Origin of the sequence: Gilvimarinus agarilyticus (assembly GCF_000832015.1) — a bacterium.
Taxonomy (GTDB): Bacteria; Pseudomonadota; Gammaproteobacteria; order Pseudomonadales; family Cellvibrionaceae; genus Gilvimarinus; species Gilvimarinus agarilyticus.
In genome coordinates this window covers 994,561-1,017,635 of record NZ_JXCJ01000001.1, presented here as the reverse complement: position 1 = coordinate 1,017,635, position 23,075 = coordinate 994,561, and the positions used below count along the sequence as shown (strand labels likewise).

Here is a 23,075-nt window from a genome sequence, read left to right as displayed (position 1 = left end):
CGGTGAACGGTGAACGGTGAACGGTGAACGGTGAACGGAAAATAGTATCCGTCGCCGTTCACCGCGCAAGTGTTTGCTATAAAATCTGGTCGCGCTCGCGAAAGCCCATTAAGTACAAAATCGCGTCTAACCCCAGGGTCGAGATCGACTGCTCGGCCGAAGCCTTAACTAGCGGCTTGGCCCTAAAGGCAATGCCCAGACCCGCCGCGCCCAGCATAGGCAAATCGTTGGCGCCGTCGCCTACCGCAATAATTTGCTCGGTAGTAATGCCCTCACGCTCGGCCAGCATTTTTAGCAGCTCGGCTTTGCGTTCTCCGTTCACTACCTGGCCTTTTACCTCGCCCGTAACTTTGCCATCGATCACGTCCAATGTATTAGCAAACACATAGTCGATACCGAGCTTGTTTTGCAGGTACTCTCCAAAATACTGGAACCCGCCCGAGAGTATCGCGGTTTTATAGCCCAATTTTTTCAGGCTGCTAATCAGCTTTTCGGCGCCTTCAGTGATGCGTAAGTTGGCGGCAATGCCCTCCAGAACACTCTCGTCCAAGCCTTTGAGTAAGGCCATGCGACGGGCAAAACTCTCGTTAAAATCCAGCTCACCGCGCATGGCCAGCTCGGTAATCTCGGCTACCTGCTCACCTACGCCCGCCGCCTTGGCCAGCTCGTCGATGACCTCGGCCTCGATCAGGGTGGAATCCATATCAAAGCACACTAAGCGGCGGTTGCGGCGGTACACAGTATCGCGCTGAAAGGCGATGTCGGCTTCGTGGCGAGTGGATAACTCCATAAAATCGGCGCGCAAGGCTTCACGGTCGGCCGGTTCACCGCGCACCGAAAACTCGACACAGGCACTCGCGCGTCTATCAATACTGTCGAGCGAAATTCGCCCAGAGAGACGATTGATATTGTCGATGTTTAACCCGTGCTGTACCGTGACCTCGGTTAAATCGGCAATTTGGTGCGCCGTCACCTCACGGGCCAACAGCGTCACGATGTAACGCGCCTTGCCTTGCTGCTCGACCCAGTGCTCGTAACTGTCGTAAGCAATACTGGTAAAACGCACGTTAATATCAAGCTTGTGGGTAGCGCCTTGCAGTTCGGCCAACAGCTCGGGCTCGGCGATGCGGTCGGTATCCACGGCCACGAGTAAACCCAGCGCCAGATTGTCGTGAATCACGGCTTGACCGATATCGAGGATCGCCGCATCGTAGCGGCCCAGCACTTGCGTAATAACGGAGGTGACGCCCGGCCGGTCAGCACCGGCGGCGTTAATCAGAAGGATTTGTTTCACGTTGCCAGTTCACGTCTCAAAAGCGCTATTATAGCGTTTATAGTCGGCTCAATACTAATTGCGTTAAAATGCCGCCACAAAATTAACTCACCGGACTCACCATGCGTTTACGCCAGACCTTAAAGCAATACCCAGAGCTAGGCCTTTGCACAATTGCCATGGTGCTTTTGGGGGTACTGGGCGCGGCGCTGGTGCTTTATTTTGCCGGACAACAACAAGCGCAACAACTTGAGCGCTACGGCCAGGCTCTGGCCGATCGCGCGGCGGTACAAGCTGTCGAGCCGGCGCTGGCACACGACATGATAAGCCTGCAGGCGATAGTGCATTCACTAACCGCACACCCCGCCGTACTGCGCGCCAGCATTCATGACGTCGAGAATCGACTATTAGTCGAAAATGGCGCAAGCACGGCGCCCTTGGGCAACCTGTCACCGAGTTTTAGTGCGGGTATTACGCTGGACACTCATATTGCCGGCCACTTGTCGGTGACACTCAATGCGCCACCGGCAAGCCAGCTATACGGCTTGTTTTTATGGGTGTGGAGTCTAGCGATACTCTTATGCATCACCGGGCTGTGGCTCACCCATCGATTGCTGCAACACAGACGACTCCGGGCGGCCGAGCCAATCGCCAACGCCTCGCACACCGAGGCCGCCTCGGGTAGCGAGTCAGGCGCCCCCGAGACAGAAACTGAGACACAAGCCGACATTGAGCGCTCCGACGAGGATCTTACCGAACCGACCATCACGGATGAGCCGCTTGCACAAGAAGCCGCCGACCCTATCAGCGACACCGACCCGGAAGCGACAGTACTCGCCCCCCCAACAGAGCCACTACCCGTAACCGCCGCAGAGCCGGATGCGCGGGACGCAAGCGATGTCGAGGAAGACGAGGCGCCACATCAAGTCATTATCGAACTGGCGTTTATTAACATTGAGACGTTGCGCCTGCAGCTCTCACTCGGCCGCTTTAACGAACGGCTCGCGCGGCTGGAGCAAATCCTTGGCGGTATTCTCGCGCTCTACGACGGCACGAAAGAGCCGTTACGCAAGCAGCGTATGAGACTCACCGTTACCGGCGACAGTCTTGCCGATGCTAGCTTTTATGCTCTGTGTGTTTGTCAGCTGGCGCTGCGCCTAAGCTTAAGTGGCGAACGCCCGGTACTTAAGCTTGCGGCCAATGTGATGGCACCCGCCACTCAAGCCGACCCTCAAATAGAGCCCCCCAGCCACACAGCCCCGGCGGTCTGGGTCGATCCGGCCCTTCAGTGTGACGAATTAGCGCAGCACGTCGAGATTAATAGCGACGATCAGCTTGAGCAGATTAAGCCTCCCTACGACGCCCTATTACTGCGCCAAGAGCAACAACTGGCCAACCTCAACACCGACAATCGCTAAGTCTGGACGCGCGCTTACCTGTCACCGCCGCGTCACAAAAGCATCACGCAACTGTCACGATTTGATTTTAGCGTAAGCCCATAGCCGCAACGGCCACTTGTTGGCCCACACACTCAAAGCGGCGCTTTGCTATGGGCGAGAACTATGCTTAATATCGAACAATCCGTCACGGATAAATTTCCCCGTTTTGCCAACACTCGCCCGGTTATTCGCGGCACCACGCTCTCGCTGCTACGTAAAATAACCCATGAGCAAGAAATTAATCAGTTTCTCCACAACCACAACGGGTTGCGTGGCATTGACTTTATCGATCAAATTTTCGACTACTTCAACTTTAATTACAGCGTCAGCAGTCGCGATCGCAACAACATCCCCTCACAGGGTCGGGTTGTTATTGTCGCCAACCATCCGATTGGCTCTCTCGATGGTTTAGCACTGCTGCGTATGGTCAGTGAGGTGCGCAAAGATGTGCGTATCGTCGCTAACGACATGCTGATGGCCTTTAAGCCGCTGCACAATGTGTTTTTACCCCTCGATAACATGACCCGTAGCGCCTACCGAAAAAGCTATAAAGCCATTCTTGAGGCCCTTAACAACGAAGAGGCGGTTATTATTTTTCCAGCCGGCGAAGTCTCGCGTGCGAGCCCCAAAGGTATTCGCGACGGCGCCTGGCACGCAGGCTTCTTGCACTTTGCGCGCAAAACTTCGGCGCCGGTGCTACCGATTTTTATCGAGGCCAAAAACTCTCTGTTGTTTTACAGCGCATCGATGCTGTACAAACCCCTGGGTACCGCGTTACTCGCTCGCGAAATGTTTAAAAAACACTCTGGGGAGATTCGTTTTCGCGTCGGCGAGGCTATCCCTCACACAGAGTTACGCAACGATAAGCTAGCCGACAAAGCGTTAATTCAGCGGTTAAAAAAACACCTTTATAAGCTGCGTAAAAAAAACAAGCCGCAATTTATAACCGAGCGCACCATTGCCCACCCGGAAGACCGCGCGGCACTTAAAGCTGAGCTGGCAAGCGCCACCGAAATTGGTAAAACCTCGGACAACAACCAGATTTTTTTATGTGACCATCACACCCACCCCACGGTACTGCGCGAGATTGGCCGCTTGCGCGAACTGACATTCCGCTTGGTAGGAGAAGGCACCGGTAGCCGTCGGGACCTGGATAAATACGACCAACACTACCGGCACCTAGTATTGTGGGACGATAACCGCCTGTGCATTGCAGGGGCCTACCGCATTGCCGATTGCGCCCGTATTTTGCGCGAACACGGCTCAACGGGTCTTTACACCGATGAGCTGTTTCACTATCAACCCACGCTCTATCCCTATTTGCAACAAGCGGTGGAGCTGGGGCGTAGCTTTGTTCACCCAGATTACTGGGGAAAAGCCAGTTTGGAATATTTATGGCAGGGGCTCGGCGCCTATTTACAACACGACACCTCCGTGCGTTACGTATTAGGGCCGGTCAGTATGAGTGCCACCTACCCTAAAGCACTGCGTGATTTATGCGTGTATTTTTATCAACATTACTACCAGTGCCAACCGCCCCTGGCCGGCGCGCGTCACCCACACTTGCTGGACGACGACAAACACCAAGAGTTACAACATCTATTTGCCGACATGGATGTTGAGGACGGCTTTCGTTACTTGCAAAAACAATTCTCGGCCGCCGGCCACAAAATCCCGACGCTATACAAGCAATATGCGGCCCTTTACGAGCCCGGTGGCTATCAGCTATTAGCCTTTAGCGTTGACTCAGATTTTGGCGACTGCCTGGATGGATTATTTATGGGTGACTTAACAAAAATGAAGGCCAACAAACGCAAACGTTACCTGGGTGACACTCAGGCGGCTTGATCGGTCAGCGGCGCTTGAGCGTTACGATGAGCGCACGCCGCTAAGCCCAAACGCCAACCTGGGACGACGAGCACCAGCGGGCAAGTGGCTACCGGCCAGCCGATCCCAGAGACTCAGACAGGTGCCAAAGTTTTTATCACGGTGCGCTGGCAGACGACTATGGTGCAATTGGTGCCCGGCGGGCGAGATAAACCAGCGCTCCAGCGGACCAAAGCTAAGCCAGACGTGACTGTGTCGCAAATTTGCCCCAAAAAAGTTAAACGCGAAGCCGAGTGCATCCACCCCCAGCACATCCCAGCCACTGAGCTGCGAACCAAATAGATAAACAAAGCTACCGCTTACCGTCCCGAACACCACCAAACCGCGTCCGTAGTACAGGCACATCTCTAATGGGTGAACCCGAAACAACGTGAGAGGCGTGAGCCGGCGGGCACTGTGATGCACTTTGTGCAAGCGCCACAACGCCGGCACTTTGTGCATAGTGCGATGTAAGAAAAAGCGGCTGAAGTCCTCCGCCACAAAAAAACAGAAGGTGTAAAGGGCGGCCACCCAGACGCCGGGTACGGCTAACTCCGGTGCATTACCCAGGTTTGACTGCAGCGTTCGCGCCACCCACAACGTTGCCAGCAGGTGACTGCCCAGCAGCGGTATAACGACGGCCAAGCGCAGCACGCTGTTACCCAGCATAAAGCCTAAATCAATCAGCGTAGAACGACGCCACCAGTGGTGCGGGCTAAATAAACTGGCAAACGCACGAGTCACGCTACACTTTTTCTCACGCCACTGTGCGATCAGCACTACCGCCAACGCAAGCGCAATAGCACTCAGCCAAAATAACCAGTACATCCGGCTGGCGGCATCAAGCACGTTGCCAAGTGGCGCGATTAGCCACTCGCCCAATTGCCCGATAATGCCCTGCGCCATATCACTCATTAGAAGTAGTAACGCACACCAGCTTGAAGCGTACGCGGCGCATTAGAGCGTGCCCCAAAAGGGCGACGAGACACAATTTGCTGCTCATCGGTGAGGTTTTCTACCACCAGCTCCAGCTGCCAACGCTCACTTACTTGATATTGCGCCGACACGTCGAGCGTTGTTAATGCCTCGATTGACGCGCCCGAATCCATATCTCCCTGGCCCGGCTGCTCGCGCATTTCGCCTGTGTAATTAAGCGCGAAAGCCAGCTGCCAACTCAGAGACTCCAGCGCCACTTGCAGACGCGCCTGATGCTCGGGCGTATACGGCAATTCATCGCCGGCCGCGACCTGCCCCCACTGCGAGAAACCCGCGTTAAAACTCGACTGGAAGGCACTCTCTGTGTAGGTGTACACCAGGCTTAGCGGCATATCAATCCGGTCCGTTAAACTCACCACGTGGCTCGCGGTAAGTTCGAGCCCGGCAATTTCCACCGCTCCGCCGTTAAACTCTTCACCCACGTCGCAACCAGAGTCGGAAACGCGACAACGGCCCAACAAGTTGGAATAATCGCTGTAAAAACCAATCGCATCGAGAGTGGTTTGCGCGCTGGTATAACGCAGCCCGTACTCGACATTGACGCTCTCCTCCGGCTCCACAGAGTCACTCGCGCCGGGCCCCGCAGGAGAGTAACCCTGATTGACCCCGCCCAACACACTTACGTTGTCCGTCAATGCGTAATAAACACCTACCCCTGGAGTAATCACATCCTGGGTGTTCTGCAAACGCGATTCATTAGCGCGGTTATTCACCTCGCCCTCGATACGCTCGGCACGAACCCCCACGTTAACTTTTAATGCGCCCCATACCATTTCATCACGCAGCGATAATGCAAACGCATCGGTTTCAGCGCGGTTATCACTTTTAAGAGGCCGATTGGTCACACCGTCAAATACCAGCTGGCCGTCGCGCATCCAATAGCCGGATACTTTATGGTTACGATCCACATAATCGTGATGGTAGCGAACCCCAAGCCGCCAATTATGCTCAAGGGCCCCGGTTTGCATCGACCAGTATGCTTGCGAGTCGATACCGGACGAGCCGTATTGGCGATCATTGTTGGTGATATCCAAAGTCTCGGATAACACCTCGCGCGAGTTTGCCTCGCCGCGCAAGATCGCTAAGCGGCGTGGAAAAAACTCGGCATTACTCATCAAGGTGCCAGCATCCAGAGCACCGGCATAGGGGGCATTTTCGCTTTGGACTTCGGGAAAGAAGCCATCAAATTTATTCCAGGCGCGATCAAAACGATTTATATAGCCGCGATTGATCCACTGCCACGGACCAAAATCTGCCGAGTGGATAATATGCAGCTGTGTGTGCTCAGAGGTGAATTCATCCTCGCTGCTGGCGCGATAACGACGCAGGGAGTTGGCTGCAAAATCTTCGTCGGTGGTGCCCAGGTAAGTTTCGTCTGAGGTTTCATCAGCGTAGCCGAGCTTTACCACCACCTGCTGATCTACCGCCGCATCGGCCGCACTGTGCCAACCCAGCTTTAGGTTAAGGTCGTTGCGAATAAATCCGGTCTCGCCACCGCCATCCAACTCTTTAAAGCCATCGGCGCCGTAGCGCAAACCGTCTACCGCAAATTGCCACTGACCAACACTATCGCTATAGCGCAAACGTTCTTTGTGATAACCATACTCGCCCAAGCTCAGGGCCACCTCGCCGCTGCGCGCGTCAGTTAAGGGCGCGGTCACCATGTTGATCGCGCCACCGACCGTGTGGGGACCGTATTCGATAGCCGAGGGGCCTTTATAAACTTCAACCGCGTGCATGCGATTTACATTGGGCACATAGTAAGCCGCCGGTGCTGAGTAAGGCGCAGGCGAAATTAAAATACCGTCTTCCATTAAGGTTATTTTTTGGCTGCGCTCAGCGGTGGCGCCGCGAATACCAATATTGGGGCGCAGGCCATAACCGTCTTCCTGGCGAATATACACCCCAGGCACTTGCGCCATTAAATCGCCAATGTCGGTGGCATCAAACTCGGCAATGGCGCTCTCATCCAAAAAGCTCGCCGAACCTGCCGCACTGCGTACCGCTTCTCTGCCACCGGTTACCAGCATTTCTTCAATCAACTGGGGCGGCTCAGCCAACTGCGCCTGCGCGCCGGCCGACAACATCGCGACCGCCAGGGTTGTTTTTTTTACGTGCTTAATCATTATCCGACTGCCCCCGCTCTGGTAAATCTAAATTCACAATGGTGATAAAGTCGGTGCGCAAGCGATCGTTTAAACGCTTTAAATAGCCGTGCAATTGGCAGGCGGGGTAGTCCGACGTAACCTCGGGGGTAGCCGCCGCGTTTTGACACACTGTGTTACTGCCCGAAGCTAACAATCGCTGGCTTTGGGACAGCAGTGACTCATTAACCTCATCGGCCAGAACAATGGCATTGTCGATGTCATGATTAAAGTCTGCGGCAATATCGGCAAAACCTTCGGCGCGGATGATGTCATCAAAACCCAAACCCTCGGCACCATTAAACGACTGCTTAAAACCCTTGAGGTTTTCGCGAATATTCGCGATGGAATTTTCCGCGTAAGGCGACTCTACGGCATCGGGGCAAGCTACGGCGGAGCAATCACTGTGAATCGCTAGCGGCACGCCCAGCTTGGCATCTTTGCTCTCCAGCTCTATATAGAAAAGCGCGTCCGACAGCGCTTTCAACGAAGCCTCGTGATTGGCCGGCGTGATAAATTGATAACGATAGTCGCCGCCGTCGGGCTCCCAGGCGCGAATGACCGTCTCAATACCTTCCGTGACATCGGCGGCAACGCGTTCAGCGTAATCGCAACGCGCCTGACGACGTTCGTCGGCCGGGCGATCATTCCAGTGAGCGGTTTGTGGAATTTGCGTGGGGCAAGTGTGGGTTAACTCATCACGAAAAAGTAAGTATTCAAGCGCTGCCAAACCGCGCGAGTTAAACGAGCGTGAGGATAAATCAAGCGCGTCATCTTCGGCGAGCACCACCGCCTGATCTACCGCGCAACTGGAGAGGGGCGCACTGCTCCCATAGGCATAAACGCGATTGCGTAATGCGCCACCGTTTTCGATCAGAGGGCCCACCTGCAGTAACTCCACCTGCTGCCAGCGGGCCATCGTCTCGCGCCACTGTATCTGCGAGGGCTCAACATCGTCGGCGTCATTGCGCAAGGCATGACAGTAATCAGCCACACGCTCTGTCAGCGCAGCGGCGCTGTCGCGGCTTTGCGTTAACGCAGGCTGCACGATGTTGTCGGCGTAGTTGGCCAACATGGCGGTGTAGTTAAACTCCGCACTTGCGGACACCTCTGGCTCAGATCCGCTGTCGCCTTCACCGGCGCAAGCACCCAACAATGCAACGGCTCCCGTTAATATCAGCGCTTTGTTCAAAGTCACTTTTTTCTCTCCTCAAACGCAAAAAGGCGAGAGCTTTCGCCCTCGCCTGTCGTAATTAAAACCCGCGGCACTTACCAGTTTTCAACATTTTCTTCATCAAAGTTATAGGCAATGCGCATCAGGTTACGAGCGTGAGTCAACTCTTCAATGTACTCATCAGTGCCCCCCTGGTAATCGACACCGGCTTGGGTGCCGTCCGCCAATACCGGAGCATCCCCCATGCGCTCAAGAATCAGGCGCAAGCTATCGCGTACATCGTCGTTTCTCGCAAAAGGTGACTCGGGACTAAATTGCAAACCCAAGGCAAAACCTTTCATCTCACCCCAGTGCTTAGCAAGATTTTTAAAATTTTCTAAGCTTGCGAATTTGCCATCGCTAAACTCACCCATGTCGGCAATCACGTCATTAATGTAATGCACCACGGTGGCGGCCACACATTTTTCCCAGGTAACCGCGGCCACGGCAATATGCTCGTCCAGCTGAGCTTGCTGCTCACCTGTTAGCTCACCGGCCGCCGAGGCCTGAGCGAGAATGTGACGACCGGCAATAAAGGCATCAAATACTTGCTGGGTATAATCGGTGGGGTTGGCGTTACCGGCACTGCCAGCATCGCGCTTGGCGCAGTTTACCGAGTTGCCAAAGTTGTACTCGCTGCGCACATCAATCAGGCCATCGCCGTTGCTGTCGTGGTAGCCGTTTTCATAATCGACACGGCCGCCCGAGGCACGAATCTCATCGTCGCTGTAATCGCCATAGTCGCGCGCAGCGCCAAAGTAACCAAAGGCTTCGTCCCAATTGTGCTCGGCCTCGGTGTAGGCCGCGCCGCCTTCTGACTCAAGCATGCTGGCAAAGTCTGACTGCAAGTAGTCGCTGGTGCCCTGCGAGAAGGCCACGGCCCCCAACAGAAACTTCTGAATAAGCTGCGGATAATCTAAACCGCTTGCACTCACAGTAACAGTATCCAGCGGAATATCACCAGCAGTCGTTGCAACCTGCGGCGTTACACCGTCGGTGGCCTCTGCAGCTTGCTGAGCAAACAGGTAATCCACCAGTTCGACCGGCAGTGGATCGGCATCAAGCCCCGCCTGCCAACCAAAAAAGTCAGACACTAGAGTTCCGGTCTCACCGCCGCCGGTGCCATCTCCGCCGGCAATTTTGCCAACCAAATCTTTACCGTCGGCAACGGCGCCATAGGTAAACTGGTTAGCATCACTCTGGGGTAACAGGGTCTCGCCGTCCAAGGAAAATTTTGGCGTTAACTCATCGGAGGTCGCCGCATCGTATCGGAAGTAAAAATTCAACTGTGATAAAACATCGGCGGCAGCGTCTTCGGTAAGACCGGCGATTTCGGCCACTAGATCACTAATCAGTATTTGACGTTTGGTTTGGCCTGTATAAGAAACCGTGTCTTCGCCTTCGCTATCGCTAAATTGGTAGCTCGTAGGCGCGAGGTCGTCGGTGCCGTTATCACCACTGGCATCGTCGTTATTGTCGGTGTTGTCGTTGTTGTCTTCGATTGGCGTTGGAGCTGGCTCAGGCGTCTCGACCGGGTCGTCGCTACCACCACCGCCACAACCGACCAACGTTAAGCTACCAAATAACACCGCCAGCAGGGAAAGCATCCGAATATTCACAATTGATCTCCTTAGTACGACGCAGCAAACCTGCGCCACAATTGTCATACGATTGAATTTGACTATCAGCCCAATAGAACGGCGCTATCCTATAGCAAATGAGAACGTTTCGCAAACTGTTTAGATTTGTATTTTTATTATAAATTGAGCATAGAGCACCTTTAATAGAAAGATCGGCGCACAGTTGAACCTCAAATCAGTACACTTTCGCTATATTCTCGCTGGACCCACTTGGCTTAACTAAAGGCTTAAGATCCAATGCTGTAAACGGGCTGGCTGAAATAAAGCGTAAGCCTGCCTGGCCTCATACTCGCAACTGACACCTATCGCGGCGCTTTTGACTCGCTGGCGGCACACCACAAAGAGATTTAATATATGCTTGAGTAGCGCCTCCCTCGCCAACGGACTTAAGACAATTAATGGATATTCAAACCGCCCCCAAGCGAACAGCCCTAAGACCGGACGTCTTTGCCGTATCGTTAATCATGCATATTCTTGCACTGGCCCTGCCGTTATCACTGTTGCAAGTGTACGACCGTATCCTCCCTAATCAGGCATGGGGCACCACCACCATTCTGGCGCTGGGGGTCGGGCTAGCCATTGTGCTTGAAGGCGTGCTGCGCTACGGCCGGGGCGCCTTGTTTGCGCGAATAGGCGAGCGCTATGAGGCCGAGCAAACCCTATTCGTATTTGACCGGTTATTAAAAGCCGACATTGCCGAAGTCGAGAAACGCGGCAGTGTGAGCATTATCGACTCCGTACGCGCTATCGCCACCGTGCGTGATCACTGGTCCGGCAGCGCCGCCATCTCCCTATACGAGCTTCCCTTTAGCGCTGTATATATCGCGTTAATTGCCTACATCGGCGGCTGGCTTGCGCTTATCCCCACAGCGTTATTTCTTGTAATGCTGGCGGTTTCGCTGCTAGCGTTACCGGCCACCAAACGCGCTGTGCGGCTTGTCGATCACACGGATCGCAAACGGCGTAACTTTTTGTGGTCGCTATTTGCCGGTTTGGCAGAAATTAAAAGCCGGGGTGGTGAACCGAGTCTTACCCGCTGTTACAGCGAGCTCAACGAAGACTTTATGATCGCCAGCGCGAAGCTCGAACAACATACCGCCTGGGTGCGAGAAAACGCAGGTTTGGCCAGCCAACTGGCTACCGTATTGGTGGTTATTTTTGGAGCAACGCAAGTCATCAATGGTGAGCTAACCACCGGTGCGTTGGCCGCCTGCACCCTACTGGCCGGGCGCTCGATATCGCCCGTCATTGCCGGGCTAACGTATCTATCACGTACCGCGCAGATAAACGATGCCGAACAAAAACTACAGGACTTAACCTCTATCCCCAGCGCGGCCGAACAAGCTAAAACCCAGGTCAATCAACAAGCCCTCATCCGTAACGGCGCTATCGATATTTCGGCCTCAGCTTCATTTGATAAAACTGCGCATATAAAGGCCGGCGAAATTGTGCGGGTATGCTGCCCGGATATTACCCGGACCTCTACCCTATTGGCGGCGATTGCCGGTCTCACTCATAATGATCGTATTCATGTGCAGATTGACGGCGTAAACCCCCTATCCCTGCCCGTCGATCGTTTGCGCGAGGACGTCTGCTTGGTACCACGACAACCGGCTATGATTCCGGGCTCCATCCTCAACAACCTCACCCTGTACGACCCGCGCTTTAACCAAAGCGCGCGTGAATACGCCGCTAAACTTGGCCTGTTAAGCATGACCGATCACCTGCAACACGGGCTACTCACCGACATTGGCGCCCTGCTGGCCGAGAACCTCGACGAGGGTATGTATCAGCGAGTGGCCCTTATTCGTGCGCTTGTGCGCCAGCCAAAGGTGTTGTTGCTCGATCACGCCGACCGCGGCCTGGATATCGACGGCTGCAAACGCCTGGCTCAGGTATTACAAGAGCTCCATGGCGACACCACAATTCTGGTCTCTACTGGTCGCGAAGAAATTATTGCCTGCTGCGAACGCACCCTCAACCTTAAAGGGGGCCACGCATGAGCAGCCAGGATACCGACTTTTGGAGCGAACACGAGCGCCTATCCCGCTATAACCGCATAATCGGTAGCGAACGCCAAACCCACTCGGCCTTGGCGCGCTGCTTACCCGCGGCACTGGTGGCACTTGATTGGTTCGGTTCTGAACGTGCTTTAATCACAACGCTACCGCGAGCAGGCAAAGAATTTAGCGTGTCTGATTTAAAGCGCCTGCTGGCCGATATTGGCTTTCGCTTAGTGGAGCGCCGCTACCAAAGCACCGCCCAACTCGACGAGCTCCCCAAGGGCAGCTTCGCCCTTGAGGGAGAGCGCTGTTACACCTATCTGGGCAAAACCGACGAGCAACACTGGTGGCACGACGGCACCTCGGCAACCTGCCAGTGGCAGCCGCCTATCTCGGCGGTGCGCCTGTTATATGTGACTCCCGATCTGCGCTATCAACCCATTGATGCACCGCAGCCGCTGTGGTTTAACCGTTTGCTGAATCGCGCGCGGCGTGAAATTGGCGGTACGATTTTTATCAGCTTAGTGATCAATATTCTGGCGCTGGCGGTTTCGATCTTTATTATGACGGTCTACAACAGTGTCATCCCTACCGGTATACCCAGTACCCTATGGGCGCTGGGGTTAGCTGTACTTATCGCCATTATCGCCGGCTGGCTGTTACGCCTGGGGCGCGCCCGGGTGCTGGCCAATATGGGCGCTTGGGCAGGGGCCTCGATTGGTCCTGCGGTGGTACGCAAAACCCTAGGCTTGCCCATTGAGGCCTCGTCCCGCTCGGGGGTGCACAATAATATTAACCGTATGCGCTCGCTCGAGAGCGTGCGCCAGTTTCTGGGCGGCGCCGGGGGTACAGCGCTTATCGACTACCCCTTTGTGGCGGTATTTTTATTGGTCATTGCTATCTGGGGAGGCTGGATCGTCTTTATCCCCATCATGGGACTCGCCGCACTAGCCGTTGCCCGGCATCTATTTGCCCCACTTATACGTCAACGCACGGCGGCCGTCAGTGTCGCCAGTAACCAGCTGCTCAACGAAATATCGGCCTGCGCCCTGCGCCTGCACTCACTGCAAGGCATCAGCGGCACTAGCCACTGGCTGCGACGCCTGCGCGGCACCGTCATCGAGGGAGCGGCGGCCAACCGCCGCCTCAGCCAAACCCAAAATCTTATGCAAACCACGGGTCAGGCAATCACGATGCTCACCGTGCTGACGACTATGTGCAGCGGTGTTTTTCTGACCCTCTCGGGACATATGAGCTCCGGCGGATTGATCGCAACCATGATGCTCATTTGGCGTATTACCACACCGGCGCTGCAATACTTTTCGCTCAGTGTACGGATGGAGCAAATTCGCGATGCCGCCGCTCAATTAGAGCGACTCATGGCCACCGCCGGAGAAATGCAGTCCCCCCAAACCTTGGCGCCCGTCGAGCCGCTGGCAGGCAACCTCCGAGTCGATAAGCTTTATTATCGCTACGCTGCAGACCGCGAGCCCGCGCTGAACAGTATTAGTTTTGAGCTAGAAGCGGGGCAAATGCTCGCCGTGGTAGGCCCCAATGGCTCAGGCAAATCAACCCTATTGCAATGCTTAAGTGGGGTTCGTGGCGCTCAAAGCGGCAGTGTATCGGTGGACGGGCGAGATATCCGCCAATTTGACCCCGCCGATTACCGCAGCTGGGTCGGATTTCAGGCTCAGGTACCTCGGGCACTACCACTGTCCGTCAAAGATTATCTACAGCTAGGGCACCCCACTGCCAGCGAAAAGGAAATGACCGACGCGCTACAACAAGTCGGCGGTGAACTCTGGTGGCAGCTGCTGGGGGCGAGCAGCGCACAAGCGGCTCTCGCTCACGAATCCAACCCCTGGCTGCACGACGCTGCGTCTATACGCCGCCGCTATTTACTGGGCCTGGCCGAGGCAATTTTGGGCGAGCCGACGCTGTTACTGTTGGACGACCCCATCAGCGACCGCGACCCCCAACTCGACCCACTGCTGCAACAGCTTATTAGTTCACGCAAAGGCACAGTGACCATTGTCATAGCCACGCACCGCCCGGATCTTATTCAAATGGCCGATCAAATAGCCGTGCTCGACCGGGGTAACCTGCTGCACTTTGGTCCGATAGCCGAGCAGCCAACCCCATCGACGACGATTGCCAACGAGGACGTAACAGCATGACGGACGCTAAAACACCGGACATCGTCACCATTACCGGCGGCGACAACCGCCGTACGGACAGCATCACCACCTTACTGGACGACGGCAACAGCAGCCGCAACCTACACCGCTTACTCTTAGGTGTGGTGGCACTGGTGATTGCTTTCTTACTGTGGGCGATCTTCACCCCCGTGGATGAGCTGGCCCGTGCGCGTGGAGAAATCAAACCCCTATCGGGTGTGCAACTAGTGCAGTCCATGGAGGGGGGTATTCTCGCCGAGTTATTGGTAAAAGAAGACGATTACGTTGAAAAAGGCAGTGTTATCGCGCGATTTGCCGCCACCGACGTGCAAAAAGAGCAGCTGCAAGCCCAGGTGCGCCGGGTCGCGTATCAAATTGATTTAGAACGCTGGGGAGCACTAGCCGAGGGCCGCACACCAGATTTCTCGCGGTTTAATAGCTACCCGCAATTGGTGGCCGAGGCCGAAGCTTTGTATACCCGTGAAGCCGCGCTCAATGTGGCCCAAACCAAAGCGCGCTTTTCCGCCAGCGAACAGCAACGCGCCGCTCTGGCCGGCGCCGAACAAGAGCTGCCCAGCGCCCAACGCGAGCTAGACGCCGCCAATGATGTTCTCGAGCGCTACCGCCAGGGCGTCGAGAGCGACTTAATCTCTAAGGTGCAGCTTGCCAACGCCGAGCAACAAGCCGCCGCCGCGCAACGCCGGGCTCACGAGCTGGAGTCCCGCCTAAACGAGTTGCAAACCGCCATCGACAGTGCCGATGCCGACCTAGAGGCAACCCGACAGGGAATCGTCGAGCAGGCCCGCACTAAGCGCAGCGAACTACTGGAGAAAATCGCAGAATTAGACGCCGAAATTGAAGCATTGGACGCGCGCCACGGCCGCAGCGCGTTACTTGCGCCCGTTTCGGGCTATATTAAAGATTTACCGGACACCCGCACGGGCGCCGTAATTAGCGCAGGCGGCACAGTAGCCGAAATTGTCCCAACTGAGGGGGGGATTATTTTAGAGGCCATGGTAACGCCCCGCGACATTGGTTTTGTCAGCCAAGGCCAGCGAGCTTCGGTAAAAGTTGATGCGTTTGATTACAGCCGGTTTGGCGCTGTGCAAGGCACCGTAGAAACCATTTCGCCTTCGGCCTTTAAGCAGCCTCAAACCGGCGAGCCCTTTTATAAGGTACAAATCGCCCTGGACAAAAGCTATGTTAGCGACGATAAAAGCCGTCGCTTAATTCCGGGGATGACTGCCGAGGCCGACATAGTCACGGGCCGTAAAACGGTATTCGAGTATTTGCTCAAGCCGGTTTACGTCAACACAAAATCGGCTTTTCACGAACGTTAAAGTGGCGGCTTAACCGCCATTGGCAAGGACCGCAACGGCGAGCAGAGCACACGCTCTTAGCTTGCTGATTAACACAAGCAAGATTAAGTACAGCGAGAGAGCGCTATGGCTAAACGACCCACTGGCCCCAAAGAGCCCACTTCAGATCCGTTAAAAGCTCACAGCCCTCCGCCTGCGAAGCCCGGTCAAACCGCCCCGGAAGAAGCGCCCATTGGCTGGGACCAAGCAGCGCCGCAAACGCCCTTGCCTGACGAAGCGCCTACCCCGCAGACCGAAGGCACAGGCAGCAACCGCCCCGCAGCCCCATTGGGCGCACAAACCGAATACCACTCCAGCATTTACTCACTGCCCGGCCGTGCCAGCGGCACATCTTTAATTGGCACGCCGAGCTCAGGGAGCAATGCCACCACCAGTACCGATTCCGGTGGCGTATTTCATGCCGTTAGTAGCAGCAACTCGCTACAATTTGCTCTCACTAACATGCCCAGCAACGCCGTCCACGGGGGCCAACAAGCGGTCACATCGCCGGCACAACCCAATATCAGTGGCCCTACCACGGCGTTACCTAACACGCCCCCGTCAACGCAAGGCAACAGCACCACACCACCCACCAGCGGCGGGCAAACACCCCAGGGCGCCACAACACCCGGCGCGGGCACTCAGCCCCCGACCCAAACCGGCACACCGACAAACAACCCGGGCACCGGACAAACTCCGGGCGGCACTACCACACCACCCACCAGCGGTGGGCAGACATCCCCAGGCACCACAACTCCAGGGGGAACCACCACACCACCCACCAGCGGTGGGCAGACACCCCCAGGCACCACAACTCCGGGCGGCACTACCACACCACCTACCAGTGGCGGACAAACACCCCCAGGCACCACAACTCCGGGCGGCACTACCACACCACCTACCAGTGGCGGACAAACACCCCCAGGCACCACAACTCCGGGCGGCACTACCACACCACCCACCAGCGGTGGGCAGACACCCCCAGGCACCACAACTCCGAGCGGCACTACCACACCACCTACCAGTGGCGGACAAACACCTCCGGGAACCACAACTCCGGACGGCACTACCACGCCACCTACCAGTGGCGGACATACACCCCCAGGCACCACAACTCCGGGTGGCACTACCACACCACCTACCAGTAGCGGACAGACACCCCCAGGCACCACAACTCCCGGCGGCACTACCACGCCACCCACCAGTGGCGGACAGACACCCTCAGGCACCACAACTCCCGGCGGCACTACCACACCACCCACCAGTGGCGGACAAACACCCGCCGGTACGACGTCGCCAGTGGGCGTTAACCAGCTCGCCATCACCGGCACAGATTCCGGCAGCACCACAGAAGATCAAACCGCTTCAACCAATGGCCAGCTAGCGCTTACCGGTGCCCAGGGCGCACAACAGTGGCAGGTCGATACGCCCACGGGGCAATACGGCCACCTGAGTATCGATGCCAGTGGCCAATGGAGCTATCAGCTGGATAATGGCAGCACGGCGGTACAGTCGCTGGCCGCAGCCGAGCGCGTCAGCGATACTTTTTTAATTACCGCCACAAGCAACGGGCAAAGCACGCAGGCCACCATCACGGTAGACATCAACGGCACCAACGATGGCCCGGCACTGATTCCCGGCGCACAGGTACACGCGTTGTTGGATATGGCTAACGGCGGTGATGCCAGTGGCACTGTTGATGCCACAGACATCGATCATCAGGCACAACTCAGCTGGAGCGGTGTCGATCAACAGGGGCAGTTTGGTCACTTTCACCTCGATGAGGCTACCGGTCAATGGCACTACCAGATAGACCCTACCTTGCCTGCTGCACAAGCGCTGGCCAGCGGTGCCAGTGCCTCGGAGAGCTTCACTTTGGCGGTTACCGACGAGCACGGCAGCAGCGCCCAGCAACAGATAATCGTCACGGTAGTGGGTACCAATGATGCACCGGTGCTGGCCACAGTGCCGGTGCAGAGTCTACAAGAGGGCCGCCAGCCAGTTTCTGGCCAGTTGGCTGCCCAAGACCTTGACGGGCCCGGCGGCCTAATATTTAGCAGCGGCTTTCCGGTGCCGGGCTTCAGTCTTAGCCCCGATGGCCATTACAGCTTTAACCCCGGCCACAGCGCCTATACCCCCATGGTCGCAGGTGCAGTACAGCAAATTGATATTCCGGTTAAAGTTACCGACCCTTCAGGCGGCTCCGACACCCAAACCATAAGCATCATTTTAACCGGTACCAACCAAGCACCCGTCGTCAGCATGATTGCGCCGCTGGCGGTTGACGAGGGCGACCCGACGGTTCACGGGCAGCTGCAGGCTGTGGATAGTGACACGGGTGACACAGTCACCTTTAGTGCCGCTCAACCAACTCCGGGACTCACCGTTAACGCCGATGGCTCCTTTAGCTTTAACCCAGCCGACAGTCACTACAACTCGCTGTCATTGGGTCAAAGCCACACCTACACCGTTGCCGTAACGGCCACCGACAACCACGGAGCCAGCCATACGCAAGACCTTGTGATAACCCTTACCGGCACCAACGATGTACCGGTGATCAATGCCATTGCCCCCGCGCTTGCCACCGAGGGCGGCCCGGTCATTAGCGGCCAAATTCGCAGTAGCGACCCCGATTCACCCGACACCGCCACCTACAGCGGCGGCCAACAAGTACCCGGCTTTAACCTAAACCCCGATGGTAGCTACAGCTTTGACCCAAGCCATAGCAGCTACCAGAGCTTAGCGGGCGGGCAGCAACAGCAGCTTGTTATCCCCATCACCGTGACCGACGGCGCCGGCGGCTCAGACACACAGAACCTAGTCATACAGCTCACCGGCACCAACCATGCGCCCGTAGTAAATACCATCGCCACTCAGGCGGTCGATGAGGATGCTGCCACGATCTCCGGGCAAATCACCGGAACCGACGTAGACTCCGGTGACTCGATCAGCTACAGCATCCCCGGCCAGCCCGTGGATGGCCTGACCCTTAACGCCGACGGCAACTGGAGCTTTAATCCCTCTGATCCGGCTTACCAGCACCTACCTGAGGGGCAACAGCAGGTCATCACAGTACCCGTCACTGGCACAGATCAAACCGGGGCAACCAGTACCCAAAGCCTGGTCATTACCCTAACCGGAACCAACGATGCCCCCACCGTCGCCACCGCGCTGACCGATCAGACCGCGACCGAAGATGCCGCGTTCAGTTTTGCAATACCGGCGGGAAGCTTCGCCGATATCGACACCAGCGACAGCCTGACACTCACCGCCTCGGGCATGCCCGCCTGGGCGATCTTCGATGCCAGCACGGGCGCCTTTACCGGCACACCGACGAACAGCGATGTGGGCACCACCTCGGTGACAGTCACCGCAACGGACGCGCAAGGTGCTACGGTTAGCACCACCTTCGATCTGACAGTAGCCAACACCAACGACGCACCGGTTTTAAACCCCATCGCCACCGTCACCACAAAGGAAGATGCACAAGGCATCAGTGGCCAGATTACCGCCACCGACTCAGATGCGGGTGACACCCTGACCTACTCCAGCACCGCCACCGTCGCCGGTCTGACCCTGCGCCCGGACGGCAGCTACACCTTCGACCCCAGTAATGCGGCGTATCAAAACTTAGCCGAAGGCCAGCCACAAACCTTAACGATCCCCGTGACTGTGACGGATAACCAAGGCTTGGCCGACACCCAAAACCTGGTCATCAAGCTGACCGGCACCAACGACACGCCGGTGCTAAACAGCATCGCGGCACAAGCAGTAAACGAAGATGCAGCTACGATTACTGGCACCGTAACCGGCGCGGATGTGGATGCCGGCGATACCATCACCTACACCAGCAGCCCCGCGGTAGATGGCTTAACGGTCAACGCCGATGGCACCTGGTCGTTCGATCCATCCCACGCTAGCTATCAAAGTCTCGGTGATGGCCAGCCGCACACGTTCACGGTTACCGTCACCGGTACGGATCAACAGGGCAACAGCGATACTCAAGATTTAACGATTACGCTGACCGGCACGAATGATGCGCCGACAGTCACGACCGCCTTAACCGGCCAAGCCACCAACCAAGACACAGCCTTTAGTTTCGCCATCCCTGCGGGCACCTTCACCGATATCGACACCGGCGATGGGCTGACTCTAACGACAGGCAATTTACCCAGTTGGCTAAGCTTTGATGCGAGCACGGGCACCTTTACCGGCACGCCTCAGAACGCGGATGTGGGCAATACCAGTATCACAGTCACAGCTATAGACAACCATGGCTCGACAGCCACTAGCACCTTTAATTTAACGGTGAACAACCTCAACGATGCGCCCGTGCTCAATCCGATCAGTGCAGTGGCCGTCAATGAAGACGGCAGCCAAGCTACCGGTCAACTCAGTGCAACTGACCCGGATACTGGCGATACCCTCACTTTTAGCGCCTCTGCCATAGACGGCTTTACGTTGCACAGCGATGGCAGCTGGAGCTTTGACCCGAGTGATGCAGCCTATCAATCGCTGCCTCACAACCAAACCCAAAAGCTTACTATTCCAGTTACTGTGACTGACGCTGCCGGTGCGACAGGCACGCAAAACCTTACGATTACCGTGACGGGTACCAATGATGCCGCCAGTATTACCGGGGTCGATACAGGAACCGTGACGGAAGACCAGCAAGTAACCAACCAAGGCAGCCTTGTGTTTCAGGGGCAACTCAAGGTCGCCGATGTAGACGCGGGTGAAGCTGTTTTCCACATGCAAATGCAGGGCGCTGGCAGTGGCGGCTACGGTTCATTTTTTGTAACGCAGTCGGGTCACTGGGTTTACGATGTCGATAACACTAACCCGGCAGTTCAGCAGCTCGGTGATAAACAACACCTGACCGATACCTATGCTGTCACCAGTGCGGACGGTACTCGGCACACAATTACGGTCACCATAGAAGGCACGAACGATGCCCCCGTGGTGAGTCATGCGGTTGTCGGCCAGAGCGCCACAGAAGACGCCGTTTTTCACTTTTCTCTGCCTGCCAATACCTTTGCCGATATCGATACAGGGGACAGTTTGTCTCTGTCAGCAGGACAACTGCCCGCCTGGTTGAGCTTTGATGCCGCAACGGGCGTTTTTACTGGCACGCCGGACAATAATGATGTGGGCACCACACAGATCAGTGTCACTGCGACGGATACTCAGGGTGTCACGGTCACCACCAGCTTTGATCTACATGTCGCCAACACCAACGATGCACCTGTGTTAAATCAGATTTTGCAAGTCACCACCAACGAAGATGACGCGCAGATATCCGGGCAAGTTTCAGCGATGGACCCAGACGCAGGGGATAGCCTGACTTATTCAACGACAGCGACCCCGGCGGGTTTCACCCTGCATACGGATGGCAGCTGGAGCTTTGATCCCAGTAATGCAGCCTATCAATCGTTAGCGCAAGGTCAGCCTCATATATTGACTATCCCGGTGATCGTACAAGACGCCTCGGGTGCCACCGATCAGCAGAACCTGACAATTACTCTAACGGGCACCAATGATGCACCGGTATTGAGTAGCATTGCGAATGTGGCGGCTAATGAAGGTGATGCCGTCGTCACTGGCACCTTGCTCGGTACAGACGTAGACGGCGGCGATAGTCTGACCTTCTTTAATACTGTGCCTGTGCCGGGCTTAACCATACACGCTGATGGTAGCTACAGTTTTGACCCGGGCAACAGGGCTTACAACCATTTGCCGCACAATCAACAGCAAGTTATTAACGTCCCGATCACCGTCGCTGACGGTCATGGCGGAACAGATCAGCAGCCGCTCCAGATCACGCTCACAGGGACGAATGATGTCCCCGTGGTTAGCGGCATAGACCATGCTATCGGCTCCATTGCCGCCGCCTCTGGTGGCAAGGTAATTATCAACGGCCAGCTGTCCATTGTGGATCTGGATTCTGGCGAGAGCCACTTTCAGCAGCAGTTAATCGGCGGTAGTTATGGTGTGTTAAACATCAACCAAAACGGCCAGTGGGACTATGTTGCGGACGCCCATCAGCCTGCTTTTAACCAATTGCAAGGCAGCGCTACGCTGCCGGAAACCTTTATGGTTCGCGCCGCGGACGGAACCCGTCATCAGATTCAGCTGGAGATTAAAGGGCAAGGCACCCCCGCTATCATAGGCGGGGTTACCTTGGCGCTGGTGCATGAGGACCAAACAGGCACCATTACACATCAGCTTGCCATTACTGACCCGAATGCGGGTGAGGCCGCGTTTGTACCGATCGACCAAGCCACCCTATACGGTCATATCACCCTGTCTGCTCAGGGCGTGTGGACGTATGTTTTGGACAACAGCAATCCAGCGGTACAAGCGCTGAAAGCAACCGATAGTGTGCAGGACCATGTCGTAGTTGGCAGCATAGATGGCACACCACAACAGATATCCATTCATATCACCGGTGCCAATGATGTGGCCGTGATTGGTGGCATGTCTACCGGCGCATTGACTGAAGATACAGGTGTCGGTGCGACGGGCAAGTTGGAGGCCAGTGGCCAGTTAAGCATTGCTGACGCAGACACCGGAGAAGACCATTTCATTGCTGTACAGGACTTGCCCGGCGACCAGGGTTATGGCCATTTTAGCATCGACACCTCCGGTAGCTGGCATTATCAAATCGATAACAGCCAGGCGGCCATTCAGCAGCTTTCCACAGGCAGCACCCCACTGACCGAAAGCACGGTGGTTTACAGTGCGGACGGTACTCGGCACAGTATTACAATCACCATCCAGGGCAGTAACGACGCGCCCGTTGTCTCTCATGCGTTGGTGACTCAGTCGGCCACAGAAGATACCGCTTTCACCTTTTCTGTACCGGCTGGCTCCTTTACCGATATCGACACCGGCGATACCCTAACGCTATCCACCGGTACTCTACCCGGCTGGCTCAGTTTTGATGCCAGCTCGGGCACTTTTACG

Annotated in this window: 12 protein-coding genes; 6 read left to right on the top strand and 6 right to left on the bottom strand. The window is 56.1% G+C overall.

Annotation, left to right across the window (positions count from 1 at the left end; translation table 11 throughout):
- Positions 1-76: 76 nt before the first annotated feature.
- The gene (gene serB, locus SD69_RS04445; protein WP_041522256.1) at positions 77-1,294 is read right to left on the bottom strand and encodes a phosphoserine phosphatase SerB; all 1,218 of its coding nucleotides are present in this window, start codon (positions 1,292-1,294) and stop codon (positions 77-79) included.
- A gap of 101 nt (positions 1,295-1,395) precedes the next feature.
- On the opposite strand from serB, the gene SD69_RS04440 reads away from it, so the two are divergent.
- Positions 1,396-2,691 carry a hypothetical protein gene (locus SD69_RS04440; RefSeq protein ID WP_041522255.1) on the top strand — a complete coding sequence of 432 codons (1,296 nt, stop codon included), beginning with the start codon at positions 1,396-1,398 and terminating at the stop codon, positions 2,689-2,691.
- Between the two features lie 144 nt (positions 2,692-2,835).
- The gene (locus SD69_RS04435; protein ID WP_041522254.1) at positions 2,836-4,560 is read left to right on the top strand and encodes a lysophospholipid acyltransferase family protein; all 1,725 of its coding nucleotides are present in this window, start codon (positions 2,836-2,838) and stop codon (positions 4,558-4,560) included.
- Between the two features lie 21 nt (positions 4,561-4,581).
- Here the strand turns inward: SD69_RS04435 and SD69_RS04430 are convergent, their stop codons facing one another.
- The 4 genes from SD69_RS04430 to SD69_RS04415 form a co-directional block, all read right to left on the bottom strand.
- Positions 4,582-5,493 carry a sterol desaturase family protein gene (locus tag SD69_RS04430; RefSeq protein ID WP_052480885.1) on the bottom strand — a complete coding sequence of 304 codons (912 nt, stop codon included), beginning with the start codon at positions 5,491-5,493 and terminating at the stop codon, positions 4,582-4,584.
- Positions 5,493-7,700 (bottom strand): TonB-dependent receptor family protein, encoded by a 2,208-nt coding sequence (locus tag SD69_RS04425; protein ID WP_052480884.1) that lies wholly within the window; start codon positions 7,698-7,700, stop codon positions 5,493-5,495. The genes SD69_RS04430 and SD69_RS04425 overlap by 1 nt, the downstream gene beginning before the upstream one ends.
- A complete protein-coding gene (locus SD69_RS04420; RefSeq protein ID WP_041522252.1) occupies positions 7,693-8,916 on the bottom strand; it encodes an imelysin family protein in 1,224 nt (407 codons plus the stop codon). Before SD69_RS04420 ends, SD69_RS04425 begins: the two co-directional genes overlap by 8 nt.
- A gap of 71 nt (positions 8,917-8,987) precedes the next feature.
- Positions 8,988-10,550: a DUF4856 domain-containing protein gene (locus SD69_RS04415; RefSeq protein WP_052480883.1), complete on the bottom strand. Its 1,563-nt coding sequence runs from the start codon at positions 10,548-10,550 to the stop codon at positions 8,988-8,990.
- A gap of 419 nt (positions 10,551-10,969) precedes the next feature.
- Between SD69_RS04415 and SD69_RS04410 the strand changes: the two genes are divergently transcribed.
- From SD69_RS04410 to SD69_RS04400, 3 genes are read left to right on the top strand one after another with little or no spacing between them, the layout of a single operon-like run.
- Positions 10,970-12,574: an ABC transporter transmembrane domain-containing protein gene (locus SD69_RS04410; protein WP_041522251.1), complete on the top strand. Its 1,605-nt coding sequence runs from the start codon at positions 10,970-10,972 to the stop codon at positions 12,572-12,574.
- Complete coding sequence (locus tag SD69_RS04405) at positions 12,571-14,751, top strand: peptidase domain-containing ABC transporter (protein WP_041522250.1); 2,181 nt, start codon at positions 12,571-12,573, stop codon at positions 14,749-14,751. The genes SD69_RS04410 and SD69_RS04405 overlap by 4 nt, the downstream gene beginning before the upstream one ends.
- Complete coding sequence (locus SD69_RS04400; protein ID WP_041522249.1) at positions 14,748-16,091, top strand: HlyD family type I secretion periplasmic adaptor subunit; 1,344 nt, start codon at positions 14,748-14,750, stop codon at positions 16,089-16,091. The genes SD69_RS04405 and SD69_RS04400 overlap by 4 nt, the downstream gene beginning before the upstream one ends.
- A 659-nt stretch (positions 16,092-16,750) precedes the next feature.
- Here the strand turns inward: SD69_RS04400 and SD69_RS19045 are convergent.
- Positions 16,751-17,431 carry a hypothetical protein gene (locus SD69_RS19045; RefSeq protein ID WP_232301151.1) on the bottom strand — a complete coding sequence of 227 codons (681 nt, stop codon included), beginning with the start codon at positions 17,429-17,431 and terminating at the stop codon, positions 16,751-16,753.
- Here SD69_RS19045 and SD69_RS18890 point away from each other — a divergent pair.
- A partial coding sequence (locus SD69_RS18890; protein ID WP_232301150.1) for a VCBS domain-containing protein occupies positions 17,409-23,075 on the top strand: 5,667 nt, incomplete at its 3' end. The two genes, SD69_RS19045 and SD69_RS18890, sit on opposite strands and share 23 nt — an antisense overlap.

Bases quoted from the DNA above. Each gene is read 5' to 3' on its own strand.
- SD69_RS04440 (WP_041522255.1), top strand. From the start codon at position 1,396: ATGCGTTTACGCCAGACCTTAAAGCAATACCCAGAGCTAGGCCTTTGC.
- SD69_RS04435 (WP_041522254.1), top strand. From the start codon at position 2,836: ATGCTTAATATCGAACAATCCGTCACGGATAAATTTCCCCGTTTTGCC.
- SD69_RS04430 (WP_052480885.1), bottom strand. From the start codon at position 5,493: ATGAGTGATATGGCGCAGGGCATTATCGGGCAATTGGGCGAGTGGCTA.
- SD69_RS04425 (WP_052480884.1), bottom strand. From the start codon at position 7,700: ATGATTAAGCACGTAAAAAAAACAACCCTGGCGGTCGCGATGTTGTCG.
- SD69_RS04410 (WP_041522251.1), top strand. From the start codon at position 10,970: ATGGATATTCAAACCGCCCCCAAGCGAACAGCCCTAAGACCGGACGTC.
- SD69_RS04405 (WP_041522250.1), top strand. From the start codon at position 12,571: ATGAGCAGCCAGGATACCGACTTTTGGAGCGAACACGAGCGCCTATCC.
- SD69_RS04400 (WP_041522249.1), top strand. From the start codon at position 14,748: ATGACGGACGCTAAAACACCGGACATCGTCACCATTACCGGCGGCGAC.
- SD69_RS19045 (WP_232301151.1), bottom strand. From the start codon at position 17,431: ATGGCGAGCTGGTTAACGCCCACTGGCGACGTCGTACCGGCGGGTGTT.